Consider the following 25,910-nt stretch of genomic DNA (forward strand, 5'->3'; position numbering starts at 1 on the left):
AGGTAACAGGTTACAGATCGTTACCATCAGTGTATCCACGATCCGCACGATGAAGGAGATCCCATGACCGAGAACCAGACCGCCCCCGCCGATGTCGCGGCTACCTACTTCGATGCCCTTGGCGGCGGCGACGTCCCCACCGCCATGGCCCAGCTGAGCCCGGAGGTGGTGTGGCACCAGCCCGGGGCCAACCAGTTCTCCGGGGACCACGTCGGCGTCGAGGGCGTCGGCGCGCTGCTCGGCGGGATGATGGAGGCCAGCGAAGGCAGCTTCCAGCTCGCCGTGACCGGCCCTGCGATGGTCAACGGCGAACTCGTCGCCGTCCCCGTCCGCTTCACCGGCACGCGCTCCGGCGCATCGATGGACATGGCGGGCGTGGACCTGCTGACCGTCCGCGACGGCAAGATCGTCGCCGTGCACCTGTTCTCCGAGGACAGCGCGGCGGAGGACGTCTTCTGGGGCCGCGGCTGATCGCGCCCGGCTGACGAGAGAGCAGCCCCGCGACCTCATGGTCGCGGGGCTGCTCTCTCGTTTCGCGCGACCCGTCCCGGGCGCGTCACTCACCACCCGAGCGAAATGACCACCGATCAACGATGGTCAGTCGCCTCGCTACTGCCGTACGAGCTCTGTGGTCGCCTCGATGCCGGCGTTCAGCGATCGCTTCACGGTGCACAGCTTGTCGATGACCCGTGCCGCGCTCGAGACCAGCTTGTCGTGGTCGCCGGGATCGAGCTCCTTGGAGTCCACCGCGATCTTCGTGACGAGCTTCTCCACCCGGTTCTGCTCCGCGTCGTAGACCGCGCCGACGGTCGTGACCGCATCGAAGTCCTCGCCGAGTCGGCTCACCAGCTGGGCCTCGGCGGAGAGGGACGCGCAGCCGGCCAGCGCGGCCTGCAGCAGCTCTACGGGCGAGAACGCGCCGGCTGCACCGGGCATGCCGATCTGCAGCTCGGCACCGGCGCTGTTGCGAACGGTGTAGGTGCCGGCTGCGGTGCGCTGAGCGACGAGCTCGGGAATGGGTGCATGTCCTGCCATGATCAGTATCTCCTTGTTCAGACGGCGCTGCGGCCCTGGGCGGCGGACGTCGGCAGGTCGCTCTTGGTCAGCGCCTCGCCGGCCTGCAGCGCGGCGGTCCACTGTGCGGTGTCGACGACAGCGGCCCAGTTCGAGTGCAGGAGCGTCATGAGGGTCTCGTGGACCTGCTGGGCGGAGGCGCGTCCGGCCTCGTTGGCCAGATCGACCGCGCCGGTCGCGTCGGAGAGTACCTCGACGGCGAAGCCCAGCGGCTCGGCGGCGGCCGCGGAGGCGATCACGCAGTTGTTGGTCATGTAGCCGACCAGGGTGATGGTGTCGACGCCCTGCCCGCGCAGCCAGTCCTCGAGATCGGTGTCGGCGAAGACGCTCGAGAACTGCTTGGTCACGCGGTGCGAGGCGCGCTCCTCGTGCGCGGCGACCACGGGGTGGTTGTCCCAGGTCGGCGATCCGGCGGCGAAGACCGGGGCCTCGGCGGGCAGCTCGTGCTGCACCAGCACGACGGGGATCTCGGCCCGTTCGGCGGCCTGGACCGCGTCATCGATGCGGGCGATCGAGGCGTCGCGGTCGGGGTGCTGGACCGGGAGGAGTCCCTCGAAGTACTCCTGCTGGGCGTCGATGACGACGAGGGCGCGGCGGGGTGCGGTCATGGTTCTCTCCTGGAAGTGATGAAGGGGGCTCTGGCGTGGCTGATTGACGGTCACGCAAAGACAGACCGACCGGTCTGCCTGCCTCCTCAGGGTAGACCGCTCGGTCTGGTATGGTCAAACTATGACGACCGGGCACGACCTCGCAGTGCAGAGCGGGCCGTCCGCGCACGAGCGGATCCTCGATGCCGCCACGCGGCTCTTCTCTGAGCACGGGGTCCGCGCGGTGGGCGTGGCCCGGGTGATCTCGGAGGCCGGGGTGGCCAAAGCCACCCTGTACGCGCACTTCCCGTCGAAGGGCGACCTCGTGCAGGCCTATCTGGCCCGCCAGGCCGATCGCGCGGAGCGGGAGATCGACGCACTCGAACAAGAGGGCGTCGGAGGAGTGCCGCTGATCCGGGCGGTCTTCGACCTGGCGGCAAGAGCGGCAGCTCAGGATGGCTATGCGGGGTGCTGCTTCATCGCGGCAACGGCTGAGCACCTCGAGGACGCGGCCGGGGTCGCCCAGGTGCTGGCCGATCAGCGCGCCTCGCTGCGGGGCAGGTTCGTGCGCTGTCTCGACGACGACGATCCGCACCGCCGGGACCGGACGGCCCGGCAGCTCGTGGCGCTCCTCGACGGCGCGAAAGTGGCCTCGCTCGAGGACGGGGCCGCCGCCTTCGACGCTGTGGTGCCGCTGATCGACGTCCTGGTGGCTCCCTCCCAGACCAGGGCTGTCGGGGGACGAGCTCAGTCCTGATCGCGCAGCTGCTCGGGGCCTAGAGCAGTGCCGTGAACGTGGCCAGAACGTCGCGACCAGCCCGCCGTCCCGTGCTCTTCGTCGTGGCCGGGGTCTGCACGATCGTGGGTGCTCTGGCGGTCCTGAAGGTCGAAGGCGTGCGATGGCCCCGCGTCCGGTCCCGCTTGTGCCGGACGCACCCCGAACCACCATGGAAGCAACCGATCGAGAAGGAGAAGCAATGCACGACCATAACGAGGAAGCGAAGTTCATGGCGGACATCAAGGACGCTGCGCCGGAGATGGTCTCGGCCTTCTTCGGCTTCGACAAGGCCGTCTTCAAGAAGGACACCGGGAACCTCGGCCTCGCCACCCGCGAACTGATCGCAGTCGGGGTCGCAGTGACCACCCAGTGCCCGTTCTGCATCGAGGACCACGCGAAGCGTGCGATCAAGGCCGGCGCGTCCAAGGCCGACGTCGCCGAGGCCGTCATGGTCGCCGCCGCCCTCCGCGCCGGGGGAGGAGTCACCCACGGCTGGAAGGCCATGAAGGCCATCGCCGAGGACGAGTGACCTGCCCTCGACCTCATCCAGGCGGACGGCAGGACGGAGCTCCTCACGCTGCGCCCTGCCGTCAGCTTCGTCGTCTCAGGCCAGTTGCAGGAAGAGCTTCTCGAGCTCGTCAGCTGAAAGGGCCTGATCGTCGTCGGGGTCGCTCAGGCATTCCTTGAGCGCGGTCGAGATCACGAGGAACCCCGCGCGGTCGAGCGCCTTGGACACGGCGGCGAGCTGCTGGACGACGTCTCGGCAGGGCGCGCCGGTCTCTACGGCGGCAGTGACCGCCGTCAGCTGTCCCTGCGCCCTTCGGAGGCGGTTGACGATCTTGCGCTGGGCGGCCTCGTCGTGGGCCGGCGAGGAGATGAGGTCTACCATGGCTGTCCTTCTTCCGTCGTCGAGTTGACTCCCACGATACCCCAGGGAGTATGGTTGGCATACCCCCTGGAGTATTTTGACGAGGAGTCATCGATGTGCCGAGCAGTGAGGTGCCGCGTGTGCGGAAAGACGACATGGACCGGATGCGGCCAGCATGTCCAGCAGGTCAAGCAGACGGTGCCGTCTGCGCAGTGGTGCGGCGGTTCGCACACCGCGGCGCAGCGAGAGGCTGCTGACGCGGGGCGCGGAGGGTTCTTCGCCCGCCTGTTCGGACGGAGGGGCTGACATGTGTCAGCGTGTGACATGCTCCCGCTGCGGCCGGCCGACCTGGGACGGCTGCGGGCAGCACATCGAGCAGGCGCTCGGCGACGTGCCGGTCCGCGACCGCTGCTCCTGCACGACGGGATCTGAGCGATGACCCCGAGGATCGTGGTCATCGGGGGAGTGGCGGGCGGGATGTCCGCCGCCACGCGCCTGCGCAGACTCATGGAGGACGCTCAGATCGTGGTGATCGAGCGCGGAACGGAGGTCTCCTACGCGAACTGCGGCTTGCCCTACTACGTCGGCGGCACGATCGCTGATCGCTCTTCCCTGCTGCTTCAGACCCCCGAGTCGCTGCACCGCCGGTTCCGACTCGACGTCCGGGTGCGCCACGAGGCGACGCGCATCGACACCGGGGCCCGGATCGTCGAGGTGGTCGACCTGAGCACCGGGGCGTCGACCACGGAGCCCTACGACCACCTCGTCCTGGCCCCCGGCGCGCGACCGCGACCCCTCCGCGAGGACCCCGGGATGCCGGTCATGACGCTGCGCACGGTGCCCGACGCCGACGCGATCCACGGCGCGGTGCAGACGCCCGGCACCCCCGTCGTCGTGGTCGGAGCCGGCTACACGGGGCTGGAGGCGGTCGAGAACCTCGTCGCCCGCGGAGCCCAGGTGGCCCTCGTCCAGAGAGGCGCTCAGGTGCTGTCGCCGCTGGACCCGGAGATGGCCACGCCGCTGGCCGAGGAGATCCGCGCGCACGGCGTCGACCTGCGCCTGGGCGCCCAGATCGAGCGCATCGAGCGCGACGCCGTGGAGTTGAGCGACGGCTCCCGCATCCCCGCCGCCTTCGTCGTCGACGCCGCCGGCGTCGTGCCCGAGACTGCACTGGCCGCCGACGCGGGCCTGCGCATCGGGGAGAGCGGCGGCATCTGGGTCGACAGTGCCAATAGGACCAGCGACCCGCACGTCTTCGCCGTCGGCGACGGCGTCGAGAAGCAGGACCTCGTCGGCGGCGACGCCGCGCTCGTGACAATGGCGGGACTGGCGAACCGGCACGGGCGCATGGTCGCGGACGTCATCGCCGGACGAGACGTCACAGCGCGCCCGGCACTCGGCACCGGAGTGGTGGGCGTCTTCGACCTGGTGGCCGCGAAGGTGGGCTGGAGCGAGAAGGCTCTGCGTGCCGCGGGCCGCCCGCACTATCCGGTGCACGTGCATCCGAGCTCGCACGCGGGGTACTACCCCGGCGCGGAGGTGCTCTCGATCAAGCTCCTCGCCGACCCGGAGACGGACAGGATCCTGGGGGCGCAGATCGTCGGCCGCGACGGCGTGGACAAGCGCATCGACGTCATCGCCACCGCGATGCACGCAGGCCTGACCGCGGCCGAACTCGCACATCTCGAGCTCGCCTACGCGCCCCAGTTCGGATCCGCGAAGGACGCCGTGAACATCGCCGGATACGCCGCCGAGAACACACGCAACGGGACGACCCCCACGGTCCAGTGGCACGAGCTCGAACAGGCGCGCGCCGCTGGCGCATCGCTCATCGATGTCCGCTCGCGCGACGAGCACGCCGCCGGGAGCATCCCCGGGGCGGTCAACGTCCCGCTCGACGACCTGCGCGAGCGCCTCGCAGAGCTGCCGCCCGGAGAACTCGTCGTGCACTGCCAGGTCGGCCTGCGTGGCCACATCGCCACCCGCCTCCTCACACAACGAGGGCGCTCGGTCCGCAACCTCGACGGCGGGTACCGCACGTGGCTCGCCGGTCAGCGTGCTTCAGGAGAGGGCCTGCCGGCGCGGCCATAGAGGAATGCCGTGGCGACCGTGGTCTGGTTCCGAGGAGCTTCGTCGATCAGGAGCCGGCGATCGCCTGTGAGCGGCCGCTGTCGACATCCTCGGCGAGCTCGAAGACGCTCGCGGGCAGGGTCATGGCCCAGGCGTTCATCGCTTCCAGGACGGAGCGGAGATCCTGCCCAGCGGGCGTCAGCTCGTAGACGACTCGGGGCGGGATCTCGGGGTACGCGGTGCGGGTGACCAGGCCGTGCTTCTCGAACGTGCGGAGCCGACTGGTCAGCGTGTGCGCGCTGATCCGGGGCAGCGCCTCTGCCAATTCGTTGAACCGGTGCGGTCCCTTGAGTAGCTCGCGCACGATGAGCGTGGCCCATGGCCCGTCGAGCAGGGACAGGAAGCGGGCCACGCCGCACTCCTGCAGGTCGCAGTGGTCAAATCTCACATGTCCACGATAGCCCATTACTGCACTTGATGTAACTGATGCATCGTATGCAGTAATGGAGTCATGACATACATCATCCATGGCGCGACCGGCGCTCAAGGCTCTCCCGTACTCACTGCTCTCACCTCCGCTGGACTCGACGCCGTCGCCGCGGTCCGAGACATCACGAAGGTCGACGGCGCGGCGATCGCCATCGACAACTCCTCGGTCGACTCGCTCGCTGACGCATATCGCGGGGCGGAGGGGGTGTTCGTGCACCTGCCCCTGGGACGTCCCGAGGACCAGCTGGCCTTCGCGCGCACCATCGCCGAGGCGGTTCGTCGGGCGACGCCGGCTCGCGTCGTCTTCTCCACCAGCGGCTACCCTCTCGACCCCACCGGCGAAGGGACGAGCGCTGTGGACGTGCTCGCCCGTGAACTGGCCTCCTCGGGGGTGTCCTACGCGATCGTCGAGCCGCGGCTCTTCCTCGAGAACCTGCTCCTGCCGGTAACGCTGGGACCCACGCGGGCCGAGGGCGCACTGCGCTACCCGATCCGCCCGGACTACGCAGTCTCGTGGATCTCCCACCTGGACGTCGCCGACGTCGTCTCCCGTCTGCTGACGGACCACTCGGTCACCGGAATCGTCTCCGTCGGTGCGCTTCCCGGCATGACCGGCGCGGACCTCGCCGCCGGCTTCGCTCGATACCTCGGGCAGGACGTGCGCTTCGAGGCGATCAGCCCCGCACGGTACGGGGAGCTGATCACCCCTCTGTTCGGCGATGACGCGGTCGCACCGGTGGTCGCCTCCTACGAGCATCGCCGGCATCAGCCCGGGGAGCTCATTCCCGAGGCGCGCTCGGCGCAGGCGCTGCTCGGCCTCAGCCCGCGCAGCGTCGAGCAGTGGCTGCGGGATCTCGGAGCCTGATCATCGGCGACGCGACCCCACGGCCCGGTCACGGTCGTGGGGTCGCGTCGAGGTACCGTCCCGTGACGCTCTCGGCAGACGCTGCGATGGCCTCGGGCGTGCCGGTGGCGATGATGCGTCCGCCGTCCGCGCCTCCTCCGGGGCCGAGGTCGATCACATGGTCGGCGTTGGCGATCATGTCCAGGTCGTGCTCGATGACGATCACGGTCGCCCCTGTCGCCAGCAACCGGTCCAGCACGCCCAGGAGCGTGCGGATGTCCAGAGGGTGCAGGCCGACGGAGGGCTCGTCGAACACGAACACCGTGCCGGTGTGCGTGCGGCCGAGCTCGGCTGCGAGCTTGAGTCGCTGAGCCTCTCCGCCGGACAGAGCGGGGGTGTCCTCGCCGAGGGTCAGGTAGCCCAGGCCGAGATCGATCAGCGTCGACAGCTTCTTGCGCACCCTCGTCCGCTCGCCGAGCAGCGGCGCAGCATCGGCGACGGTGGTGCCGAGCAGCTCGGGCAGGGACCAATGCCCGTCGCTCGTGGGAAGCCGATGCTCGGAAGCGGCGGGGCTGTAGCGGGTGCCGCCGCAGTCGGGGCACGGGATGTCGACGTCGGGGAGGAACTGCACATCCAGGACGACCTGGCCGGTGCCCTCGCACCTCGGGCAGCGCAGCGACCCGGTGTTATAGGAGAAATCCCCGGCCTTCAGACCGGCGTCCTTCGCGGACGGGAGACCGGCATAGGCACGGCGCAGGTCGTCGAGTACCCCGCTGTAGGTCGCGACGGTGGAGCGCACGTTCGTGCCGATCGGAGTCGCGTCGACCACGTCCGCCCGGGTAACCCCTGCCGCGTCGAGCGAGAGCACGTGCCCGGGGAGCGGAACACCGTCGTGGGCGGCGGCGAGGGCGGGCACGAGGCTCTCGAGCACAAGGGTCGTCTTCCCCGACCCGGACATCCCGGTCACGGCAGTGAGCCGGCCCTTCGGGAACTCGGCCTCGAGCGCGTGGACGGTGTGGATCGGGGCGGTCTTCACGCGGATCGCCCCGCGGGAGAACACCGTGGCTTCGCTCGCGCGGTCGCGGACGACCACCGTCTCGCTGCCGGCCAGGAACGGCCCGATGAGCGAGACTGGACTCTCCCGGACGGCGTCGATCGTCCCCTCGGCGAGGACCGTTCCCCCGGAGGATCCAGAACCGGGGCCGATCTCGATCATCCAGTCCGCCTCGCGCAGGACCTGCACGTCGTGATCGACGAGCACAACGGAGTTCCCGCCGTCGAGGAGATCCCGCATAACGCCGATCAGGCCCTCGATGTTCGACGGGTGCAGCCCGATCGACGGCTCGTCAAGCACGTAGAGCACGCCGGTGGTCTCATTGCGGACCGCCCGTGCAAGCTGCACGCGCTGCCGCTCCCCGGTCGACAGGGTGGAGCTGGCACGGTCGAGCGTGAGGTAGCCCAGGCCCAGTTCGATCAGGCGGCGACCCATGTCGGTGAACTGCCCGGCGATCATCTCCGCCATGGGGCGCATGTCTGCAGGCAGCGTGGCAGGAACCGTCGGCACCCAGGCCATCGTCTCGGCGAGAGTGAGCGCGGATGCCTCGGCGAGGTCCTTGCCGTCCACCTGCGTTCCTCGCGCGGCTTCGGAGAGGCGGCTGCCGTGACAGCTCGGGCAGGTGTGCGCGGTGATGAACCGTTGCACGCGGGCCAGGCCCTTCTCGCTGGTGGCGTTGTTCATCGCCTCCCGCACGGCCTGGCGGGCGCTGCGGTAGGTGAAGTTCAGCTCGAACAGTTTCCCGGTCTTCGACGGGACTTCGATCTCGCGCTTCTCCGCGGGACCGTCGAGCACGATCTCTCGCTCCTGCGGGGTGAGCTCGGCGTAAGGGACGTCGATGCGGACACCGAGCGCGGCGGCGACCTGCGGCATCACTGAGAGACCGAACATCCCCCAGGGGGCGACCGCGCCCTCGGCGATCGACTGAGACGGGTCCGGGATCAGCGTTGCGTCGTCGATGTCGCGCACCGTGCCCGTCCCCGCGCAGCTCGGGCACGCCCCATCCGAGTTGAATGCCAGCGATTCCGCACCCGGCGGGTAGAACTCCGCTGCGCACACTGGGCAGATCAGGTCCTTGTTCGCCGCGACGTCGATCGTCGGGGATAGCCGGTGACCGTTCGGGCACAGGTGCGAGCCGAGGCGCGAGAACATCACCCGCAGTACGTTCAGCAGCTCCGTCGACGTCCCGAAGGTCGACCGCACACCGGGCACACTCGGCCTCTGCCGTAAAGCCAATGCCGCCGGGACGTGCCGCACTGAGTCGACGCTCGCGCGAGCCGTGTGGGACATGCGCCGGCGAGTGTAGGTCGACAGCGCCTCGATGTACCGCCGAGACCCCTCCGCGTAGAGAACCCCCATCGCCAGCGACGACTTCCCTGACCCGGACACCCCCGCGATCGCGACCAGCTGCCGCAGCGGGACATCGACATCGATGCCGCGCAGGTTGTGAACCCGAGCGCCCCTCACCTCGGTCACCAAAGGAGCTCCCTCTCCAGGGCCCTCGAAGTGTTCGCTGCCCATTAGACCTCCATGCGGCTCGTTCACGACTTGTTCCATCGATCTATCTTCCATGTCAACTATATCCGGTATGCTGATGCCCCCGCCGCGCGACCGTGCAGCGGGTCGTCGAGCCCCCGGTCAGGGGGAGTGGGGAGTGGGTCATGAGTGCCCCGGCTATCGGTTCAGTGTCCTGGTTCGAGATCGGAAGTAACAAGCCTGAAGAGGTGAAGAAGTTCTACACCGAGCTGTTCGGATGGCAATTCAAGCTCAACACCGACCTCGAGGGCGTCGACTACCACGCCGCGATCACCCCGGGCTCGCCCGGCCCGACCGGCGGGATCTTCGACCACGCCGGCAGGTTCGAGGACTACGCCGTCTTCTACGTCCTCGTCGAGGACATCCCGGCCACCCTGGAGAAGGCCACAGCCCTCGGCGCGGAGGTCACGATGGAGCCGGTCATCGACGCGTCTGGAGTCAGCTTTGCGCGCCTGCGCGACGCGAACGGTCATCACTTCGGCGTGTACTCCATGCCCGCGCCCGCCGCTTGAGCTGGATTGCCAGGTGGCGGGAGGCGTCGCTGATCTCCGAGGTCTTCCGCCCCGCGTGCGGTTCACCGCAGACTGTCAAGCGGTCTTGCGGCGTTCGCCTGCGGTCGCGGACCGCAGGAGCCGCAGCCCGGTCGCCATCCGGTCCAGCTCGGCCGGGCCCAGGACAGAGGAGAAGCGGTGGGCGAGTTCGTCCTCGAACGCCGGGGCGGCCTCGTCCACCTTCGTCTTCCCAGCGGGCGTCAACACGATCAGCGTGGACCGGCGATCGTGCGGGTTGGGGACCCGTCGGCAGTACCCGGCCTTCTCGATCCGGTCGATGACCTTGCTGGCCCCACCCACGGTGATCACGAACTCCTCCGCCACGTCCTGGACACGCTGCCCCTCGCGATAGCGCAGGAGCTGCATAATCTCGAACCACGTGAGCGGCAGATCGCAGTCCAAGCGCAGCCGCGCGTCGACCGCCGCCCACAGCTCAGTCTCGAACCGCACCAGATCGTGGTAGAGCATGCGCACGTCGGTCATCCCTCACCTCACCTGCCTGCGTCGACGCCGCAGTCCGACACGAACCGCACATCGTTTCCATGGAACTATCTGCAAGCACCGTATTCTACTCCCGAAGGAGAATCTCATGACCACCCAGCCCGCCGCGATCGACGTCCCCGTCCGCGTGCTCAGCGGCCCGACCGTGCTGATCGAGTACGCCGGCCTGCGGTTCCTCACAGACCCCACCTTCGACCCGCCGGGGGAGTACCCCGTCATGCCCGGTTACGCCATGACCAAGACCACCGGGTCCCCGCTCAGCCCGGACGATGTGGGCCACATCGACGCGGTGCTGCTCTCTCACGACGAGCACGATGACAACCTCGATCGCGCCGGCCGCGCCTTCTTGCCCCGCGTCCCCGTCGTCTACACCACCGTCTCCGGCGCGGGACGTCTAGGCAGCAACGCCCACGGCCTCGCGTTCTGGGAAAAGGCCAACCTCACCGCCCCAGACGGCACCGAGGTGACGATTACCGGGCTGCCCGCACGCCATGGCCCCGAGGGCAGCGAACCTGTCTCCGGAGACGTCATCGGATTCCTCCTCACCGCCGACGGGCACCCGAGCGTCTATATCAGTGGCGACAACGCATCGCTGGACTACGTCCAGCAGATCGCGGACCTGTGCGCGCCCATCGACACGGCGATCCTGTTCCTCGGCGGAGTACGTCACAAGCCCATGCTCGACGCGCAGCTCGTGACCCTCGACAACACCCAAGCGACGTGGGTGGCACGCGCGTTGGACGCTCGACGTGTCATCCCCGCACACTTTGAAGGCTGGGCGCACTTCCAGGGAACCCGGGACGACCTCGCCGAGGCGTTCAATGCTGCGGGCCTCTCCGACAGACTCGTGTACGCGTAGCCGATCGATGCGCGCCGCCACTCTCACGCCAGACATGGAAGATGCGGGAGATGGCCAGCTGCCATCAAGCACGAGCGACGTCCCCCGTCTGTCCCTCCATGGCGTCCCCTGACGGTTGCTCCCGAACACACGACGGGCGAGAGCGAAGACGGCTGCGTAGGCGACCATCTTCGTCATCCTTGCCTTGGTCCTCGTTCCCTCGTTCCGAGGTGTGAAGGGAACACAGACTATGGTCTCGTCGGCCACATCGTGCTCGATGCCCGCGATGATCTGGACGCTCGCTGCAATGCTGCTCCTCCTGGCGGGATGCAGATGTCGGGACGCCGACGGCGCTCATTCCGGGCATTGCGGCGGTGGAGGACCCATGATCGAGTCGACGCCGGCATGGGTGGATGTCGTGAACGCCGTCTTCATCACGCTGTGCGTCGAGGCCACCGTCTGCTGGATCTGGCGCCTGTTCCGTTCGACGCATCACCGCATCCACTCCTTCTGCCATATCGCCATGGCTGCGGGCATGGGATGGATGCTGATGCTGATGCTGATGAACGGCTGGCCCGTCGAGCCGACGGAGAGACTTCTCGGAGAATATCAAGGCTGACAACCCCGCACGTGCTCTGGTCCGCAAGACTGGTGTGATGCACGATATGTTCGTCCGGCCTTCTGGTGTCGCAGGGGAGAGAGGCCTGCGCACCATGGCGCAAGCAGGTCGCGGAATGGCGTTAGAGGCGGTGGCGCTCCTGGGAATCGACGCCCCACGGGCACGCATGCTGGAGATCGGGTTCGGTCCAGGCGTCGGGCTCGAGGTGCTGCTCAACTCCTTCTCCCAGGGTGAGGTCGTCGGAGTAGATCCCTCGGAGGCGAGTCATCGGCATGCCGCGACACGGAACGCCGCAGCCATCGCGCGCGGACGCCTGCACCTGCTCTCGGGCACGGCCGAGGCGCTTCCGTTGCCGGATGAGCAATTCGATGGTGCGATCTTCGTCGACAACCTGCACTTCTGGCCGGACCCCCGCGCGGGTCTGGCTGAGGTGAGACGCGTGCTGCGGGACGGCGCTCCTGTCGTCTGTGCCTTCACGCCGCCGTCCGGGGGGCCTCCGGCACGTCTGCGTCGACTGTTCGAGACTGCCGGGTTCAGTGAGATCACGGAACCGAGATCCGTTCACGGCTCGTTGCTACGTGCTATTCATCGTGTGCTCCCGGAGGACAGAATGCCCCAACCGGGTGATGTCCGGCAGGCGCCGGATCACTTAGCGTGAGCGCCACAAGCGGCGGAATCGACTGTGTGGCTCGGGCGGGGTGCATTCCACGGGTCATGGATACAGCTCCTTCACGGACGGCCTGACGATCAGCGTCGGTCGCCTCGATTTGGTGGAGCTCGACTCGGGCGTCGCCTGATCACCGTCGGGGCCGGAGTTCGATGGTCGAGGGTCCTCGAGGCCGCGGCGCCGCACGGCTGGCCCCTCCCGCCGGCTCGTCGACGGATGTTGGGTACTCCCTGGGTGGCGGTCTCTCCATCATGGGGCGGGCTTTCGGCATGGCGTCGGTCAGGTGCATGCACTGCAGGTCGTGACGGTGGGTGGCGTGGGTGCGCGATGTCGACGTTCATCAAGAATCTGGCCTCTTATGGGGCCTGCGAGGCGCAGGAGGCAACCTCGACGTCGTTACGCGCATCACGGGCGAACTGGTGCCGGTGACCGAGCTCCTCGGGGGGTCTAGTTCGACGGAGCACACATGCGCGAGACCTTACTCGCGTACGGAGAGTGGACGCAGACGATTCCCGATGAGATGTACACATCTCTCGCGATGATCTGGATGCCGTTCAGTCCCGCGGTGCCCGAACCGCTGCGCGGAAACGTGATCGCCCACCGGCTTGTCTGCCATCTGCGGGGAGCCGGTCGGGGGGGGGGGGGGGGGGACTGGATGCTCGAGTCTATGCGAGCGGTTGCGCCCACGCTGATCGATCGCGTGGGCATGATGCTCGCGGCCGATCTCAACTCGATCCACAGCGATCCGCCGGAGCCGGTCCCCTTCCACTTTCGCAAGTACCTGAACATCCGAGCTTCGTCGTCGGCCGAGACGCGGCCTTCAACCGGCAGGTGGTGGGGCTGGATCTGCCCGAGATATCTCAGGCTGTGCATGCCGTCGTGGATGAGGCGATCCTCGCCATGGATCCGTGGGGCACCGGAGGCACGATTCTCAACGTGCACGGAGCGGTGAAGGACGAAGCGGACCGACGCCGAGCGTTCGACGACTCGACCTATGAGCGACTCGTGTCGCTCATCCGCGAATACGATTCGCAGGGTTTGCTCCGACACGGGCACAGCATCGCCCGCTCGGTGGGTTCAGCAGGCTGAGGCGTGGCCAGTCGGTTCCGTGGAATCGGAATCAGTGTCTCCTGATCCCTGAGCCGGTGAGGATGATCAGTACTAGCCTCAGAACGCGTCCTCGCTGATCGCCCCCTCGGAGATGAGGCGCACAGCGATGATCTTGCCGTCGCGAACGGTAAGCAGGTCGACGGCTGTCATGTCCATCGAGGCATTTGTGCGCGTGGCCGAGAAGGGGTGAGTACCCGGCTGGTGCCGGACGACGTCGGGGCTGAATTGCCTCTACAAGAGATGGGACTACCGCATCGGCTGTCTGCGGGCGGATTCCTGGGTTCGCCCGCGGTCAGCCGCGTGCGGGGGACTCGCCGGGCGCGATGTCGAGCGCGGATTCGACGTGGTGCTCTAGCTCGCCCGGCAGATCGACTCCTCCCGGGTCCAGGAGAAGTTGGTATTGGAGGCCATCCCAGAGTGCAACGAGCCAGACCGCCTCAAGGTGCGGATCGTCAGCGCCGACGCCTGCGCGGGCGATGGCGCTTTCGAAGTAGTCGATCGTCCGAGCGTACCGATGGGCGAAGTACGCGTGAGCAGGGTGATCGGCATGCGTCGCCTCCGTCGAGAGAACGGCGTACATGTCAACCAGGCCGCGCTCCACGCTCAGGTCTCGACGAGCTTCATCGCCGAGTTCGCTGAGTTCTTGGCGGGGGGCGAGGATTTGATCCCCTCGGCGCGCGACGAGCTGTTCATCGCGTCGTCGAAGGACCTCCGCAAGGAGGCCGGCCTTGTCACCGAAATGATGCAGCAATGTTGAGGAAGAGATTCCCACTTCGGACGCCAGCTGGCGCACGGTTGTGCGGTGGTAGCCATTGCGGGCGAAGAGAACGGTTGCGTCTTCGATAATCTGGTGCCGCCGTGACTGACCGGGCGCATATCCGAAATCGGCGGGCACCAGCGTCGACAGCGGTAGCGCAGTCTTCTGAATGGGCGAGTCGACAGTTCTCAGGACGCGTGACTCCAGTCGGGCGCTGACGATTCGAGCAGGGTTCAGGGAGGGGAAATAGGACTGCATGACGATCAGTCCTTCCCATGCGGCCACGAGTGCGCTTGTGGTCAATCCGGCCGGGCGCCCGTATGCGGCCAGGATCCCCTCTGAGGATGTGAGCAACTGCTGGTGATGGCTGGCAGAGGTGCGCACCTCGAAGTTGTCAGTCAGTGCGACGCTGAGGAGCTGCACCGACATCTCGCGGTAGTCAGCGATATCGAGAAGCGATGACCACGACCGTGGGGTGGTGCCAAGTGCGGTCGACACTTCTGCGCAGAAATCTGCGCTGACGGCGCTGATGAGGGCGTCCTTCGTCGGAAAGTGGCCTTTAAGGCCGGGCCTGCTGATCCCGGTCTCGCTGGCGACGTCTTCAAGGGACGTTGAAGCGACACCTCGTGAGGCGATCAACGAACGAGCCGAGGAAATCGCGCGTGCTCTCGTCTGAGCGGTGGTCTCCGCGCGAGATCGACCAGGGAGGAAACGCGTCACCGGACAAGGATGTCACGAAACCATGAGTTACCTAACGTTCGAGATTCACTTACGGTTTGATCGATTTGTACGCTACCGTGTTTCCAGCCGCCGTTTCGCCATGAATGAGGAGTCGACGATGACAGAACCGTCCGCCAGTGCCGCCCCCACCCGATCACTACCAGCAGGGCCCGTCTCCGCGGCCTACCTGCCGACGCTAGGCCTCGCCAACTTCGGCGTGTACCTTGCTCTGCTGACGCCGGTGTTTGTGTCGTTGGCTTTCAAGCTGGAGCACATCACCGCGAATCGTGACGAGTCGGTGGCCGCACTCGGTCTCGTGATGGGTGTTGGCACTCTCTTCGCGATCATCTTCAACCCGCTCGTCGGCCGGCTTTCCGACCGCACTATGTCGCGATTCGGGATGCGACGCCCCTGGCTGATCGCGGGAGCTGTGGTCGGTTTCGCGGCTCTGGTTACTATCGGTCTGGCGAGCGAGGTGTGGATGGTGCTGCTGGGGTGGTGCGTCGCACAAGCGGCTCTAAACGGTACGTTAGCTGCGCTGAACGCGACGATCGCGGATCGGATGCCGGTGTGGAAGCGCGGGCTCGCGTCCGGAGTCATTGGCATCACGACCTCCCTCGGTATCCTGGGCGGGACGTTCGTCGTCAACTTCCTCGATTCGGACCTCTCGCGCTTCGCCGTGCCGGCACTCATCGGGCTGGTGCTGACCGTGCTCTTCGCCATGCTGCTGAAAGATGGCGTACGTCTCGCACCGCCCGCGACGGGGTACGGCTGGAGGGACTTCGTCGGCTCCTTCATCTTCAACCCCCGCAAGAATCCCGACTTCGGGTGGACCTGGCTGACCACGTTCCTGGTGATGTTCGGTTACGCCGGTATCGCCACGTATCTGCCGCTCTATCTGACAGACAAGTTTCGCCTGACCGAGGCAGAGGCCATCACCGCTGTGCTTGTCTGCAACCTCGCCGCTGTCGGCGCGCAAGCGATCTCTGGTCCGCTGGCGGGATACCTCTCCGACAAGCTCGGGCGACGGAAGCCGTTCGTCCTCGCTGCAGGCATCATCATGGTCGCCGGACTCGTCGTGCTCGCCTTCGCGCCCAGCGTCGAGGTTGTGATCGTCGGCCAGGGATTGATCGGGCTGGGTATCGGGTCCTTCCTTTCCGTGTCGCTTGCTCTTGCCACACAGGTTCTGCCCGACGCCGAGGACACGGCAAAGGACCTCGGGGTCATCAACATCGCCAATGCGTTGCCGCAATCGATCGCTCCGGCGATAGCGCCCGCACTCATCGCGTGGGGAGCCACGACGGCGATCGGAGGCTACTCGCTCTTCTACCTCGTCGGCGCCGCCGCGGTCCTCATCGGCGCGATCATCATCTTCCGAGTCAAGAGCACGAGGTAAGGCACCTATGGTTTCCGTCATTCCCCCTGTAGACGAGCGTTTCCGCGACAGCTCACTTCCTGTGGACGAGCGCGTCGAGATCCTCCTTGCGCAGATGACGCTCGAGGAAAAGGCGGGTCTCTTCTTCCACGCGATGATCTCCATGGGTGAGGATGGCGCGCTTTCTGAGGGCGACAAGGAGTTCGATCTCCCGTCGAACGCGGAGTACGTACTCGATCGTCATATGAGCCACTTCAATCTCCTCACTGGCGGTTCGCCCTCGGCGATGGCGGCGTGGAACAACCGCATTCAGGAGCTCGCTCGCTCGACCAGACTCGGCATCCCCATCACCATCTCCACAGATCCGCGCAACTCCTATAGCGACAACCCGCTTGCTGGTCTTCTCGCAGGATCCTTCTCCGTGTGGCCGGAGGCTCTCGGACTCGCAGCGATTCGAGACGAGGCTGTGGTGAGGGAGTTCGCCGACATCGCGCGGCGAGAGTACCTAGCCGTTGGCATCCGCGTCGCGCTGCACCCGCAGATTGATCTCGCCACCGAGCCCCGCTGGGCTCGACAGTTGGACACATTCGGTGAAGACGTCGAATTGACGAGCCGGCTCGGCGTCGCGTACGTCGAGGGATTCCAAGGCCGGAGACTCGGCCGTGAGTCCGTGGCGACGATGGTCAAGCACTTTCCTGGCGGAGGCCCGCAGAAAGATGGAGAAGACCCCCACTTCGCCTACGGTCGTGAGCAGGTGTATCCCGGCGGTCGATTCGATCTGCATCTGGAACCGTTCCGGGCAGCGATCGCCGCGGGCGCATCGCAGATGATGCCGTACTACGGCATGCCCGTCGGCACGGAGTACGAAGAGGTGGGCTTCGGGTTCAATCGTTCGGTCATCACGGGGCTCCTCCGGGAGCAGCTGGGGTTCGAAGGAATCGTCTGCACGGACTGGGGGCTGATCAACGATGCGACTGTGGATGGTGAGCCTTTCCCGGCTCGGGCGTGGGGCGTGGAGGATCTCTCGCCGCGTCAGCGCATGCGCAAGGCTGTCGACGCGGGTGTGGACCAGTTCGGCGGGGAAGCGTGTCCGGAGCTGCTGGTGGAGCTCGTCGAGGCTGGCGAGATCTCCGAAGCGCGGCTGGATGAGTCGGCGCGCAGGCTGCTCTCGGAGAAGTTTGTCCTCGGACTCTTCGACGATCCTTATGTCGATCCGGCAGAGGCATCTCGAGTGGTCGGCGCCCCGGCGTTCATTGCGGCAGGGCTCGCCGCTCAGCGTGCGTCTCTGACTTTGCTGACGAACCGTGAGGGGGAAGCAGGACGACGTGCGCTGCCTGCTGCGGAAGGCCGGCGTCTCTACGTAGAGGGCATCCCCGAAGATGTTGCAGCGGAGTACGGCACCGTCGTCGCTGATCCGGTCCAGGCCGATCTCGCTATCGTGCGCATCCATGCGCCGTACGAGAAGAGGTCAACCGCGTTCGAGAACTACTTCCACGCGGGTTCGCTGGAGATGAACGACGAGACCGTCTCTCACCTCACCGATCTGAGCCAGAAGGCGACCACGATCGTGGACGTCTTCCTCGACAGGCCGGCGATTCTGTCCCCGGTTCTGGACACGGCACATGCGGTCGTCGCCAACTACGGTGCTCACCCGCGCGCGGTGCTCGACGTGCTCTTCGGGCGCGCTGCGCCGCAGGGACGTCTGCCCTTCGATCTGCCCTCCAGCATGGCGGCGGTCGAGGCGTCACGACCCGACGTGCCATTCGATACGGTCGACCCGCGGCTGCGTTTCGGCCACGGGCTGAGCTACTAACCTCCGCTCGCCAGCGCTCTCGGCGTGACCGGTCACCGGTCACGCCGAGAGCATGTCGGCAAGAACCAGCACGAGCGGCATCGTGGCCATGGCCAGTACGGTCTGCGAGCCAGTGATGGAAGCCATCAGCCGGACATCTCCTCCCATGCGTGCGGCGAGGATAGTCGCGCTCGGTGCGGTGGGAACGGCGCTGATAAGGACGATGCTCACAAGGCTTGAACCGTGGACTCCGAGGGCGATAGCGGTCGACACCGCGACGAGCGGCAGTACCCCTAGCTTGAGCAGTGACGCAACACCAACGTCGAGAAGATCGCGTATGCGGAACGCGAAGCGGAGAGCCGCGCCTGCGCAGAGCGTGCCGACCAGGAGAGCAGGCGCGGACACCGTGTCGAGCGTCGTCTGAAGGAACGCCGGCACGGAGATGCCGGTCATGTTGAGTATCAGCCCGATCAGGCACCCGAGGATAAGCGGATTGGTGATGAGATCCCTCCACAGCGCGGGCCGCCGTCCGGCGGGATCCACGGTGCCATGGGTTGACAGCGTCGCGACGCAGATCACGTTGACAAGCGGGACGACGATCGCGCTTGCGAGAGCGAAGGTGGCGACGCCCTCCTCGCCATGGAGCGCGGAGGCCATGATCAGGCCGACGTAGGTGTTGATCCGAATCGATCCCTGCATCAGGGATGTGAGCTGTGGACCGTTCGCGCGAGTGAGGCGAGCGCTCGCGAAGGCGAGCATAGACACGAGCAGAATCGGGAGGCAGACGCTCAGGGCGAATGGCCCCGGCTCGACTGTGGTGAGATCCGCACCGCCGATCGAGCTGATGAAGAGGGTCGGGGTGAAAATCCAGTAGCTCAACCACGACAGTCCGGCCCAGAACTCGGGGGAGGGTAGGACGTAGCGCCGGAGGAACGCCCCTCCCGCAAGGAAGAGAATGATCGGGGCGATCGCGGCCAAGAGGACAAGCATGTCGCAACTGTGATGCAATGAGTCAATGCAGTTCAACCATGACAACATGACTGGACCGCTGCTGGCTGCGGATCTCGTCACCCTTATTGGTCGAGGCTGGGATATCAGAGCGGCCAGTGCTGTGCTGGCGAGACACCAGATTCGCAGGGGTGAGATCGACAAGAGCGCTGACGAGCGGTTACGGGCATGGGCCGCAGATATCGTTCCCGTCTTTCGTGCGGAGACAGTCGACGCGCGTTGCGCCGAGATCAATCGGCTCCTCGCCGCCGGCGTTGGGGCCCCTTACCTCACAACGCATGATTCGCTTCGCCCGCATTTGCACTTTGTGTCGGATGCGCACGACGTCATCGCGCGCGTCCGAGCTGTCACGGCGGGCGGGCTCGCGCTCTTCGTCGTCGAGTCCGAGGGCGCTCGGTTGGGCGTGTGTCAGCGAGAGGGCTGTCAGGTGGCATTCGTGGATACCAGTCGAAACGGTCGGCGAGCCTATTGCTCGGCGAAATGCGGCAATTATGACGCCGTGCGTCGTCACCGGGCTCCATTCAGTCGGCGATGACCGGTTATTCGGGTTCGTCGAGCCCGAAAAGGTGGGGCGGCACCGTCATGGCCCAGGCGTTCATGGCATCGAGAACCGGTTGGAGTTGCATCCCCACCGGGGTCAGCTCGTACACGACTCGAGGAGGAATCTCGGCGTACGCGGTGCGCGTGACCAGCTCGTAGGCCTCGAACTTGCGGAGCCGGCTTGAGAGCGTGTGTGCGCTGATTCCCGGGAGCGCCGTGAGCAACTCGTTGAATCGATGCGGGCGCTTGAGAAGCTCACGGACAATGAGCGTAGCCCAAGGCCCGTCGAGCAGGCTCAGGAACCGTGCGACGCCGCACTCCTGCAGTGCGCAGTGATCGAACCTCATGAGACCAAGGTTAGGCCTTGCTGAGATGGATGTAACTGATGCGTAGCCGGAAACGGATGTTGAATCACGCGTCGCCGTTGCACAGACCGTGGAGCGACGTGAATCCAGCAGAATCGGATCTCGGTAGTGAATTCGACGGCGCACACGCCATGTGAGGGTGGCCCGCCCAGGACTTCTCCTGGAGGCAGGCCACCCCCGTTCACTCAGCGGTGCGATTGCACCTCTACTTCCCGGATCGGCGCGGGGGAGTTCCGGCTGCGCAGCGCGCGGATCTGCCCGTTGATGATGACGCTCGCGATGCCGGTAATGTCCCCCCGGTTCAGTGCGTCGATCGGGTGGTTTGCGGGTCCGCCCACGGGCTGCTGCACGAGGACGATGTCGGCGGGGCGCCCGTCGTCGAGCACGCCCTCGTCACGGCGCAGCACGCGGGCGGCGTTGCTTGTCGCGTAGGCGATGACATCGGTCGCTGGCACGCCACCGATGGATGACAACTCGGCGATGGTCTTGATGATCGCGAGCGGCATCACGCCAGTGCCTGACGGTGTGTCGGAGCCGAGGATCACGCGGTCGAGCGCATCGTTCTCGGCGGCTAGTCGCTGGATGTTGAGGCTGGCCGACAGGTTGCCGGCCTGCACCAGCTGCAGCGCCGCGGTCGAGTTCTTTACGAGCATCTCGACATCGGTCTCCGGCAGGCTGGTCGTGCCGCCGTTGATGTGGCCGGCGATGTCGGGCGCCATGGCAAGAAGGTCGTCGACCGTGATCGGCGCGACACCGGGCACCGATGACGCGCCACCGGAGTGAGACATCACGACGAAGCCCGCCGCCTGCGCCCAGCGTACGTGCGGCACGGCGTCCTGTGGCTTGTCGAACCCGCCGAAGCCGACTTTCATGAGCCAGATGCCCTGACGGGCGAGGTCGGCGTAGTCCTCCTCCTGCATGTACGGACCCGTCATCAGCGAACCGCCGTGGATGCGGACCCCACCGGGGCGGTTGAGGGTGAACGAACGGTTCGCGGCGACCGCGACGGCCTTCACGCCGTCGCGGTCCATCGGTCGACCCGGGAAGTGCACCTCGCCCGCGGACATCATCGAGGTGACGCCACCGTGCATGTAGCTCTCGATGAAGCCGATCGTGTTCTGCTTCGGGTTGAAGTCGCCAATCGCGAAGTGCGTGTGCGTGTCGAAGAGCCCAGGCAGCGCCACGGCGCCCTTCGCATCGATCTCGACATCGGCTTTAGCATCCGCCGCCCCGCCGATCTCCTCGATCCGGCCACCCACAACGCGGATCGTCTCCACCTCGCGGAGGGGATCACCGAGGCGGCCAGTGACGACGCCCCGCAGGTTCTTGATGAGAAGTGAGCCCGTGGTGGGGCCGAAGAAGCCCTCCGGGTAAGTTTCGTCCCAGGTCATTTCGCTACCGCCAATCAGTGTCGTTTTGGGCACCCGCCGTTGCGGATGCTCTGGATCATCGTCATTCCCCGGGATGGAGCGCCACCACGAGCTCCACCTCGACCGGGCTGTTCTTGGGCAGCACCGCCACTCCGACGGCAGACCGGGTGTGAACCCCCGCATCCTCGAACGCCTGCCGCAGCAGGGTGCTTGCGCCGTCGATGACGGCGGACTGCTCGGTGAACTCGGGATCGCTCGCGACGAACCCGGTCATCTTCACGATGCGGGAGATCTGTCCAAGGTCCCCGATCGTGACCGCGAGTGCTGCGAGCGCGTTCAGCGCGCACCGCGCCGCGAGATCGGTCGCCAGGGCCGGGTCCACCAGGCCCTCGCCGTCACCTACCTTCCCGGTGAGCGGCAGCTTCCCCTCCAAGAGGGGGAGCTGGCCGGAGGTGAAGGCGAGGTCACCCACCCGTAGCGCCGGCGTGTAGGCCGCGATCGCCGACTGCATCTGGGGGAGGGCGTGCCCGGCATCCTGCAGGTTCCGGAGCACGTCTTCGTGGGTCAGTCTCGCCATCACTGCACCTCCGCCGGCGCCGCTGCGACCTCGGCAGTGTCCCGTGACGACTCGCGCGCGACGAGCACCGAGACGATCGTGATGGCCAGCATCGCCGCGACGTATCCGGCGATCGGCACCCAGCTCTCGAAGCGGCCGTATAGGGAGACGGCGATGATCGGTGCGAACGCTCCACCCAGGATGCCGGACAGCTGATAGCCGAGCGATGCGCCGCTGTAGCGGACGTTCGCGGGGAACAGCTCGGTCGTGAACGCGGCGAGCGGGCCGTACATGGCCGCCCAGCAAAGCATGCCGACAAAGTCCGCCGTGATGATGAGCGCGAGGTTCTGCGTTTCGAGCAGCGGGAAGAACGCGAACACCCAGACCAGGGCACCTATCGCGCCGCCAAGGTATACAGGGCGCCGGCCCACCCGGTCGGAGAGTGCGCCGAAAGCCGGGATGAATAGGACCATGGTCGCGGCGCTGATCAGCACCACGAGCGTCGCGGTGGACTGCTCCACGCCGACCATCTGAGTGAGGTAGGTCACGACGAACAGCACGAAGATGTAGAACGCGACGTCGGTGCCGATGCGGGAGCCGGTGGCGATGAGAAGCTCTCGCTTCTGGTTGCGTAGTACCTCGAGGATCGGGATCTTCACGCGCTTGCCCTCTGCCGCCAGCTTCTCGAACTCGGGCGACTCTGACACGCGGAGACGGATCCACAGGCCGATCGCGATGAGGGCCGCGCTGAGCAGGAACGGCACGCGCCAGCCCCAGGCCAAGAACGCCTCATCATCCGTGATCCAGAGCATGACGGTCAGCGCGCCGTTGGCGAGCAGAAGCCCCAGGGGCACGCCGATCTGCGGCCAGCTCGCCGCGAACCCGCGACGCTTCGGGTCGCCGTGCTCCAGGGACATCAGAACCGCGCCGCCCCATTCCCCGCCGAGGCCGAAGCCCTGCACGAAGCGCAGGATCGTGAGCAGGATTGGCGCGACGATTCCGATCGAGTCGTACCCGGGAAGCATGCCGATGAGCATCGTCGAGATGCCCATGATCATCAGCGTGATGATCAGGACCTTCTTACGCCCGATGCGGTCACCGTAGTTGCCGAACACGATCGCGCCGATCGGGCGGGCGATGAAGCCGACCGCGAAGCTACCGAACGCCAGCAGCGTTCCGACAAGCGGATCTACCGTCGGGAAGAACACAACGTTGAACACCAACGCAGCAGCCGTCCCGTACAGGAAGAAGTCGTACCACTCCAGCGCCGTGCCGATGACGCTGCCGCTGATCGCGCGCACCCGGATGCCGCGGTCGTGCGTTGATTCCGATCTTGTCGAGGCCATGGTGCCTTCTCCTTCGAATGCTCGGCGGGTGCGCACCAGCGTCGATGCTCATGCGCCTTCGGACCGCTTCGGGTGTTGCGGTATATTTATCATCGTCACACCTGAGCCAAGAACCAACGGCATTCCTGTTGCTGTTGCCAAACGCCTGCTTATACTTCGAGCATGCTGGACACCCAGAGACTCCTGACCTTCGAAGCCGTGGTACGGATCGGCAGTTTCGCCGGCGCCGCCCGCGAACTCGGTTACACCCAACCAGGCGTCAGCCAGCAGATGAAGGCGCTCGAGCGGGACCTGAAGACGACCCTCTTCGCCCGCGAGGGGCGCGGACTCAAGCTCAGCGAGCAGGGCGAAGTGCTGGCATCCCGAGTCGGCGAGATCCTCGCGGAGCTGCGGGCCACCGAGGAGCGTATCGCCGCCGTCACCCGACTGAAGGAGGCGCGAGTACGAGTGTGCGCATTCCCCAGCGCCAATGCGACGCTCGTCCCAGCCGCCATCTCCCGGCTGCGCTCACGGCAGCTGGGGATCGAGATCGAGCTGTTCGAGGCGGAGCCGCCAGAATCGCTGCAGGGACTAGAGGCGGGCGAGTACGACATCGTCGTCGCGTTCCGGTACGACGGCCAGCCGGGGCCGGAGGCGGATGACCCGGAGCTGGCAAGCATCCCGCTGTTGAAGGAACCGATGATGCTGATGCTGTCGGACGATCACCCCCTCGCCCGGCGCAAGCAGATCGCGCTCTCGGAGCTCAAGGACGAGCGCTGGGTCGCGGGGTGCGTGCGCTGCCGACAAGAGTTCGTGAACGCGTGCGACGACGCCGGCTTTGCACCCCGTATCGACATCACCACCGACGACAACCTGGCGGTGCAGAGCTACGTCGTCGCGGGATTAGGGCTTGCCGTGATGCCGCACATGACCCAGTCGTTCGTAAAACATCCGAAACTTCGGTCCCGGCCACTGCTGCCTGAACGGCATCGCCACGTCACGGCGACCGTCCTCCACTCACAGCGGCGTTCCCCCGCGATCACGAAGGTGCTGGCGTCGCTGAAGGAAGCGGCTGACGCCATCGCGGCGAGCTCCCACATATAAGGATCTGTTTGATAAGCATCCGATTCTCGCGCTCGCCGTTTGCTCGTCCGGATCTCACACTGGGGTGAAGCGCAGGTGCTGTCTTGTCCTGCACTTGGGAACGTGAGGAAGAGGACGACATGCAGCATCAACTCCAGGTCACGACTCCGGATGTCGCCTCGAACGCGAGCCGATCAGATCGGCGCTGGGTGCGTCATTCGTTGGAACTCCTGGAGGCGGAGGCCGGCCGCAGCGGATGGACGCCGCTCCTGCCGTTTCGTATGGATGGGTTGAAAGGTATCGATCTCTATCTGAAGGACGAGTCGCTGCATCCGACCGGCAGCCTGAAGCACCGGCTCGCCCGCTCGCTCTTTATACACGGGCTCTGCAACGGCGATATCGGCCGGGGCACCACCATCATCGAGGCGTCCAGCGGCTCGACAGCCGTGAGCGAGGCGTACTTCGCGCAGATCCTCGACTTGCCGTTCGTTGCCATCCTCCCCGCAGCGACCAGTCAGGAGAAGATCGCGCTGATCAGGCGATACGGTGGTGGCGTCCATGTCGTAGATGATCCGACAGAGGTAGTCGCCACCGCGCAGGGACTGGCGGATGACAGCGACGGTCATTTCATGGACCAGTTCTCGTTTGCGAGCCAGGCGACGGACTGGCGCAGCGGGAACATTGCCAGTGAGCTGTTCAGTCAGATGTCGAGAGAGAGGCACCCCGTGCCGGACTGGGTCGTCGTGGGGGCGGGCACCGGCGGCACGAGCACTACGATCGCGCGTCATGCTCGGTACAAGGGCATCAGCAGCCGCGTCGCCGTCGTCGACCCCGACGGTTCCGCGTTCTACGAGGGATGGCGACGGAAAGACACGAGTTTCCTGACCTCCACCCCCTCGCGCATCGAAGGCATCGGGCGTACGCGGGTCGAGTCGTCGTTCGTGCCCAACCTTATCGACGAGATGGTCCAGGTTCCTGATGGGGCGTCGATCGTCACGATGCGCTGGGCGTCCGAGCGGCTCGGGCGGCGGGTGGGGCCCTCGACGGGAACCAACATCTGGGGGGCGCTCCAGCTCGCGCTGCGGATGCGCGCCTCGCGGCGCGAGGGGAGCATCGTGACCCTGATCTGCGACGTCGGCGACCGGTACGCCTCGACTTACTACGACGACGACTGGGTAACGGCGCGGGGGATCGACCCGACGTCGTACCGCGGGGCGCTGTCGGAGTTGTGCTCCGCCGAAACGCGGAACGCCTGAGACGCGCCCGAGCCTCGGTCGTGCCGGCGGGGTGAGCGACTAGTTTCACTTCCCCAGGAGGGCGCAAACACGGGTCGTTAGCCCGATGCTTCATTTCGATCAATCCGGCCACCACACCAGTCGCGGGGGAAGCGCTCCCTGCACTGGTAAGTGGGAGTGTCAGCGGGGTTCTAAGGA

General features: G+C 66.4%; 28 protein-coding genes. 16 read left to right on the forward strand and 12 right to left on the reverse strand.

The window, feature by feature from the left end; all coding sequences use genetic code 11:
- The first annotated feature begins 63 nt into the window (after window positions 1–63).
- Complete coding sequence (locus ACI7YT_RS08710) at window positions 64–471, forward strand: nuclear transport factor 2 family protein (RefSeq protein WP_406250248.1); 408 nt, start codon at window positions 64–66, stop codon at window positions 469–471.
- A gap of 138 nt (window positions 472–609) precedes the next feature.
- Here the strand turns inward: ACI7YT_RS08710 and ACI7YT_RS08715 are convergent, their stop codons facing one another.
- Both ACI7YT_RS08715 and ACI7YT_RS08720 read right to left on the reverse strand, forming a co-directional pair.
- Window positions 610–1,035 carry an OsmC family protein gene (locus ACI7YT_RS08715; protein ID WP_406250250.1) on the reverse strand — a complete coding sequence of 142 codons (426 nt, stop codon included), beginning with the start codon at window positions 1,033–1,035 and terminating at the stop codon, window positions 610–612.
- Between the two features lie 17 nt (window positions 1,036–1,052).
- Window positions 1,053–1,682, reverse strand: a complete 630-nt coding sequence (locus tag ACI7YT_RS08720) for a cysteine hydrolase family protein (protein WP_406250252.1) — start codon at window positions 1,680–1,682, stop codon at window positions 1,053–1,055.
- 121 nt (window positions 1,683–1,803) lie between these two features.
- On the opposite strand from ACI7YT_RS08720, the gene ACI7YT_RS08725 reads away from it, so the two are divergent.
- Window positions 1,804–2,418, forward strand: coding sequence for a TetR/AcrR family transcriptional regulator (locus tag ACI7YT_RS08725; protein WP_406250254.1), 615 nt, complete (start codon window positions 1,804–1,806; stop codon window positions 2,416–2,418).
- Between the two features lie 220 nt (window positions 2,419–2,638).
- A complete protein-coding gene (locus ACI7YT_RS08730) occupies window positions 2,639–2,968 on the forward strand; it encodes a carboxymuconolactone decarboxylase family protein (RefSeq protein WP_406250255.1) in 330 nt (109 codons plus the stop codon).
- A gap of 75 nt (window positions 2,969–3,043) precedes the next feature.
- On the opposite strand, the gene ACI7YT_RS08735 is transcribed toward ACI7YT_RS08730, so the two are convergent.
- Window positions 3,044–3,328, reverse strand: a complete 285-nt coding sequence (locus ACI7YT_RS08735; protein WP_406250256.1) for a metal-sensitive transcriptional regulator — start codon at window positions 3,326–3,328, stop codon at window positions 3,044–3,046.
- Between the two features lie 93 nt (window positions 3,329–3,421).
- Between ACI7YT_RS08735 and ACI7YT_RS08740 the strand changes: the two genes are divergently transcribed.
- Both ACI7YT_RS08740 and ACI7YT_RS08745 read left to right on the forward strand, forming a co-directional pair.
- Window positions 3,422–3,613: a hypothetical protein gene (locus ACI7YT_RS08740; protein ID WP_406250258.1), complete on the forward strand. Its 192-nt coding sequence runs from the start codon at window positions 3,422–3,424 to the stop codon at window positions 3,611–3,613.
- Between the two features lie 129 nt (window positions 3,614–3,742).
- Window positions 3,743–5,398 carry an FAD-dependent oxidoreductase gene (locus tag ACI7YT_RS08745; RefSeq protein WP_406250260.1) on the forward strand — a complete coding sequence of 552 codons (1,656 nt, stop codon included), beginning with the start codon at window positions 3,743–3,745 and terminating at the stop codon, window positions 5,396–5,398.
- Between the two features lie 46 nt (window positions 5,399–5,444).
- Here ACI7YT_RS08745 and ACI7YT_RS08750 read toward each other — a convergent pair whose 3' ends face one another.
- Window positions 5,445–5,789: a winged helix-turn-helix transcriptional regulator gene (locus ACI7YT_RS08750; protein WP_406250261.1), complete on the reverse strand. Its 345-nt coding sequence runs from the start codon at window positions 5,787–5,789 to the stop codon at window positions 5,445–5,447.
- 99 nt (window positions 5,790–5,888) lie between these two features.
- Between ACI7YT_RS08750 and ACI7YT_RS08755 the strand changes: the two genes are divergently transcribed.
- Entirely contained in the window at window positions 5,889–6,731 is an 843-nt protein-coding gene (locus ACI7YT_RS08755; protein ID WP_406250263.1) for an NmrA family NAD(P)-binding protein, read from the forward strand.
- Window positions 6,732–6,759: 28 nt separating this feature from the next.
- Here ACI7YT_RS08755 and ACI7YT_RS08760 read toward each other — a convergent pair whose 3' ends face one another.
- On the reverse strand, window positions 6,760–9,240 hold the full coding sequence (locus tag ACI7YT_RS08760; RefSeq protein WP_406250265.1) for an excinuclease ABC subunit UvrA: 2,481 nt from the start codon (window positions 9,238–9,240) through the stop codon (window positions 6,760–6,762).
- A 185-nt stretch (window positions 9,241–9,425) separates the two neighbouring features.
- On the opposite strand from ACI7YT_RS08760, the gene ACI7YT_RS08765 reads away from it, so the two are divergent.
- Window positions 9,426–9,812: a VOC family protein gene (locus ACI7YT_RS08765; RefSeq protein ID WP_406250266.1), complete on the forward strand. Its 387-nt coding sequence runs from the start codon at window positions 9,426–9,428 to the stop codon at window positions 9,810–9,812.
- A gap of 75 nt (window positions 9,813–9,887) precedes the next feature.
- Here the strand turns inward: ACI7YT_RS08765 and ACI7YT_RS08770 are convergent, their stop codons facing one another.
- Window positions 9,888–10,334 (reverse strand): MarR family winged helix-turn-helix transcriptional regulator, encoded by a 447-nt coding sequence (locus ACI7YT_RS08770; protein ID WP_406250267.1) that lies wholly within the window; start codon window positions 10,332–10,334, stop codon window positions 9,888–9,890.
- Between the two features lie 106 nt (window positions 10,335–10,440).
- Between ACI7YT_RS08770 and ACI7YT_RS08775 the strand changes: the two genes are divergently transcribed.
- From ACI7YT_RS08775 to ACI7YT_RS08790, 4 genes are all read left to right on the forward strand, one after another.
- Window positions 10,441–11,211, forward strand: a complete 771-nt coding sequence (locus tag ACI7YT_RS08775; protein WP_406250268.1) for an MBL fold metallo-hydrolase — start codon at window positions 10,441–10,443, stop codon at window positions 11,209–11,211.
- 175 nt (window positions 11,212–11,386) lie between these two features.
- Window positions 11,387–11,809: a DUF5134 domain-containing protein gene (locus ACI7YT_RS08780; RefSeq protein WP_406250534.1), complete on the forward strand. Its 423-nt coding sequence runs from the start codon at window positions 11,387–11,389 to the stop codon at window positions 11,807–11,809.
- A gap of 37 nt (window positions 11,810–11,846) precedes the next feature.
- Window positions 11,847–12,467: a class I SAM-dependent methyltransferase gene (locus ACI7YT_RS08785; protein ID WP_406250269.1), complete on the forward strand. Its 621-nt coding sequence runs from the start codon at window positions 11,847–11,849 to the stop codon at window positions 12,465–12,467.
- Between the two features lie 888 nt (window positions 12,468–13,355).
- Window positions 13,356–13,565, forward strand: coding sequence for a hypothetical protein (locus ACI7YT_RS08790; protein WP_406250270.1), 210 nt, complete (start codon window positions 13,356–13,358; stop codon window positions 13,563–13,565).
- 313 nt (window positions 13,566–13,878) lie between these two features.
- On the opposite strand, the gene ACI7YT_RS08795 is transcribed toward ACI7YT_RS08790, so the two are convergent.
- Window positions 13,879–15,063 (reverse strand): TetR/AcrR family transcriptional regulator, encoded by a 1,185-nt coding sequence (locus ACI7YT_RS08795; RefSeq protein ID WP_406250272.1) that lies wholly within the window; start codon window positions 15,061–15,063, stop codon window positions 13,879–13,881.
- Between the two features lie 118 nt (window positions 15,064–15,181).
- On the opposite strand from ACI7YT_RS08795, the gene ACI7YT_RS08800 reads away from it, so the two are divergent.
- A complete protein-coding gene (locus ACI7YT_RS08800; protein WP_406250273.1) occupies window positions 15,182–16,459 on the forward strand; it encodes an MFS transporter in 1,278 nt (425 codons plus the stop codon).
- A 7-nt stretch (window positions 16,460–16,466) separates the two neighbouring features.
- Entirely contained in the window at window positions 16,467–18,251 is a 1,785-nt protein-coding gene (locus ACI7YT_RS08805) for a glycoside hydrolase family 3 protein (protein ID WP_406250275.1), read from the forward strand.
- Window positions 18,252–18,290: 39 nt separating this feature from the next.
- On the opposite strand, the gene ACI7YT_RS08810 is transcribed toward ACI7YT_RS08805, so the two are convergent.
- Window positions 18,291–19,220 carry an AEC family transporter gene (locus ACI7YT_RS08810; protein ID WP_406250277.1) on the reverse strand — a complete coding sequence of 310 codons (930 nt, stop codon included), beginning with the start codon at window positions 19,218–19,220 and terminating at the stop codon, window positions 18,291–18,293.
- 46 nt (window positions 19,221–19,266) lie between these two features.
- On the opposite strand from ACI7YT_RS08810, the gene ACI7YT_RS08815 reads away from it, so the two are divergent.
- Window positions 19,267–19,773: a CGNR zinc finger domain-containing protein gene (locus ACI7YT_RS08815; protein ID WP_406250278.1), complete on the forward strand. Its 507-nt coding sequence runs from the start codon at window positions 19,267–19,269 to the stop codon at window positions 19,771–19,773.
- 4 nt (window positions 19,774–19,777) lie between these two features.
- On the opposite strand, the gene ACI7YT_RS08820 is transcribed toward ACI7YT_RS08815, so the two are convergent.
- The 4 genes from ACI7YT_RS08820 to ACI7YT_RS08835 form a co-directional block, all read right to left on the reverse strand.
- Window positions 19,778–20,125, reverse strand: a complete 348-nt coding sequence (locus tag ACI7YT_RS08820) for a winged helix-turn-helix transcriptional regulator (RefSeq protein ID WP_406250280.1) — start codon at window positions 20,123–20,125, stop codon at window positions 19,778–19,780.
- A gap of 203 nt (window positions 20,126–20,328) precedes the next feature.
- On the reverse strand, window positions 20,329–21,534 hold the full coding sequence (locus ACI7YT_RS08825; RefSeq protein WP_406250281.1) for an amidohydrolase family protein: 1,206 nt from the start codon (window positions 21,532–21,534) through the stop codon (window positions 20,329–20,331).
- 61 nt (window positions 21,535–21,595) lie between these two features.
- Entirely contained in the window at window positions 21,596–22,090 is a 495-nt protein-coding gene (locus tag ACI7YT_RS08830; RefSeq protein WP_406250282.1) for a RidA family protein, read from the reverse strand.
- Window positions 22,090–23,415, reverse strand: a complete 1,326-nt coding sequence (locus ACI7YT_RS08835) for an MFS transporter (protein WP_406250283.1) — start codon at window positions 23,413–23,415, stop codon at window positions 22,090–22,092. The genes ACI7YT_RS08830 and ACI7YT_RS08835 overlap by 1 nt, the downstream gene beginning before the upstream one ends.
- Window positions 23,416–23,577: 162 nt before the next feature.
- Here ACI7YT_RS08835 and ACI7YT_RS08840 point away from each other — a divergent pair, with 162 nt between their 5' ends.
- Both ACI7YT_RS08840 and ACI7YT_RS08845 read left to right on the forward strand, forming a co-directional pair.
- Complete coding sequence (locus ACI7YT_RS08840) at window positions 23,578–24,498, forward strand: LysR family transcriptional regulator (RefSeq protein WP_406250284.1); 921 nt, start codon at window positions 23,578–23,580, stop codon at window positions 24,496–24,498.
- A gap of 200 nt (window positions 24,499–24,698) precedes the next feature.
- Window positions 24,699–25,733: a PLP-dependent cysteine synthase family protein gene (locus ACI7YT_RS08845; protein WP_406250286.1), complete on the forward strand. Its 1,035-nt coding sequence runs from the start codon at window positions 24,699–24,701 to the stop codon at window positions 25,731–25,733.
- Window positions 25,734–25,910 lie beyond the last annotated feature (177 nt).

Source organism: Microbacterium sp. M (genome assembly GCF_045181065.1).
GTDB lineage: Bacteria > Actinomycetota > Actinomycetes > Actinomycetales > Microbacteriaceae > Microbacterium.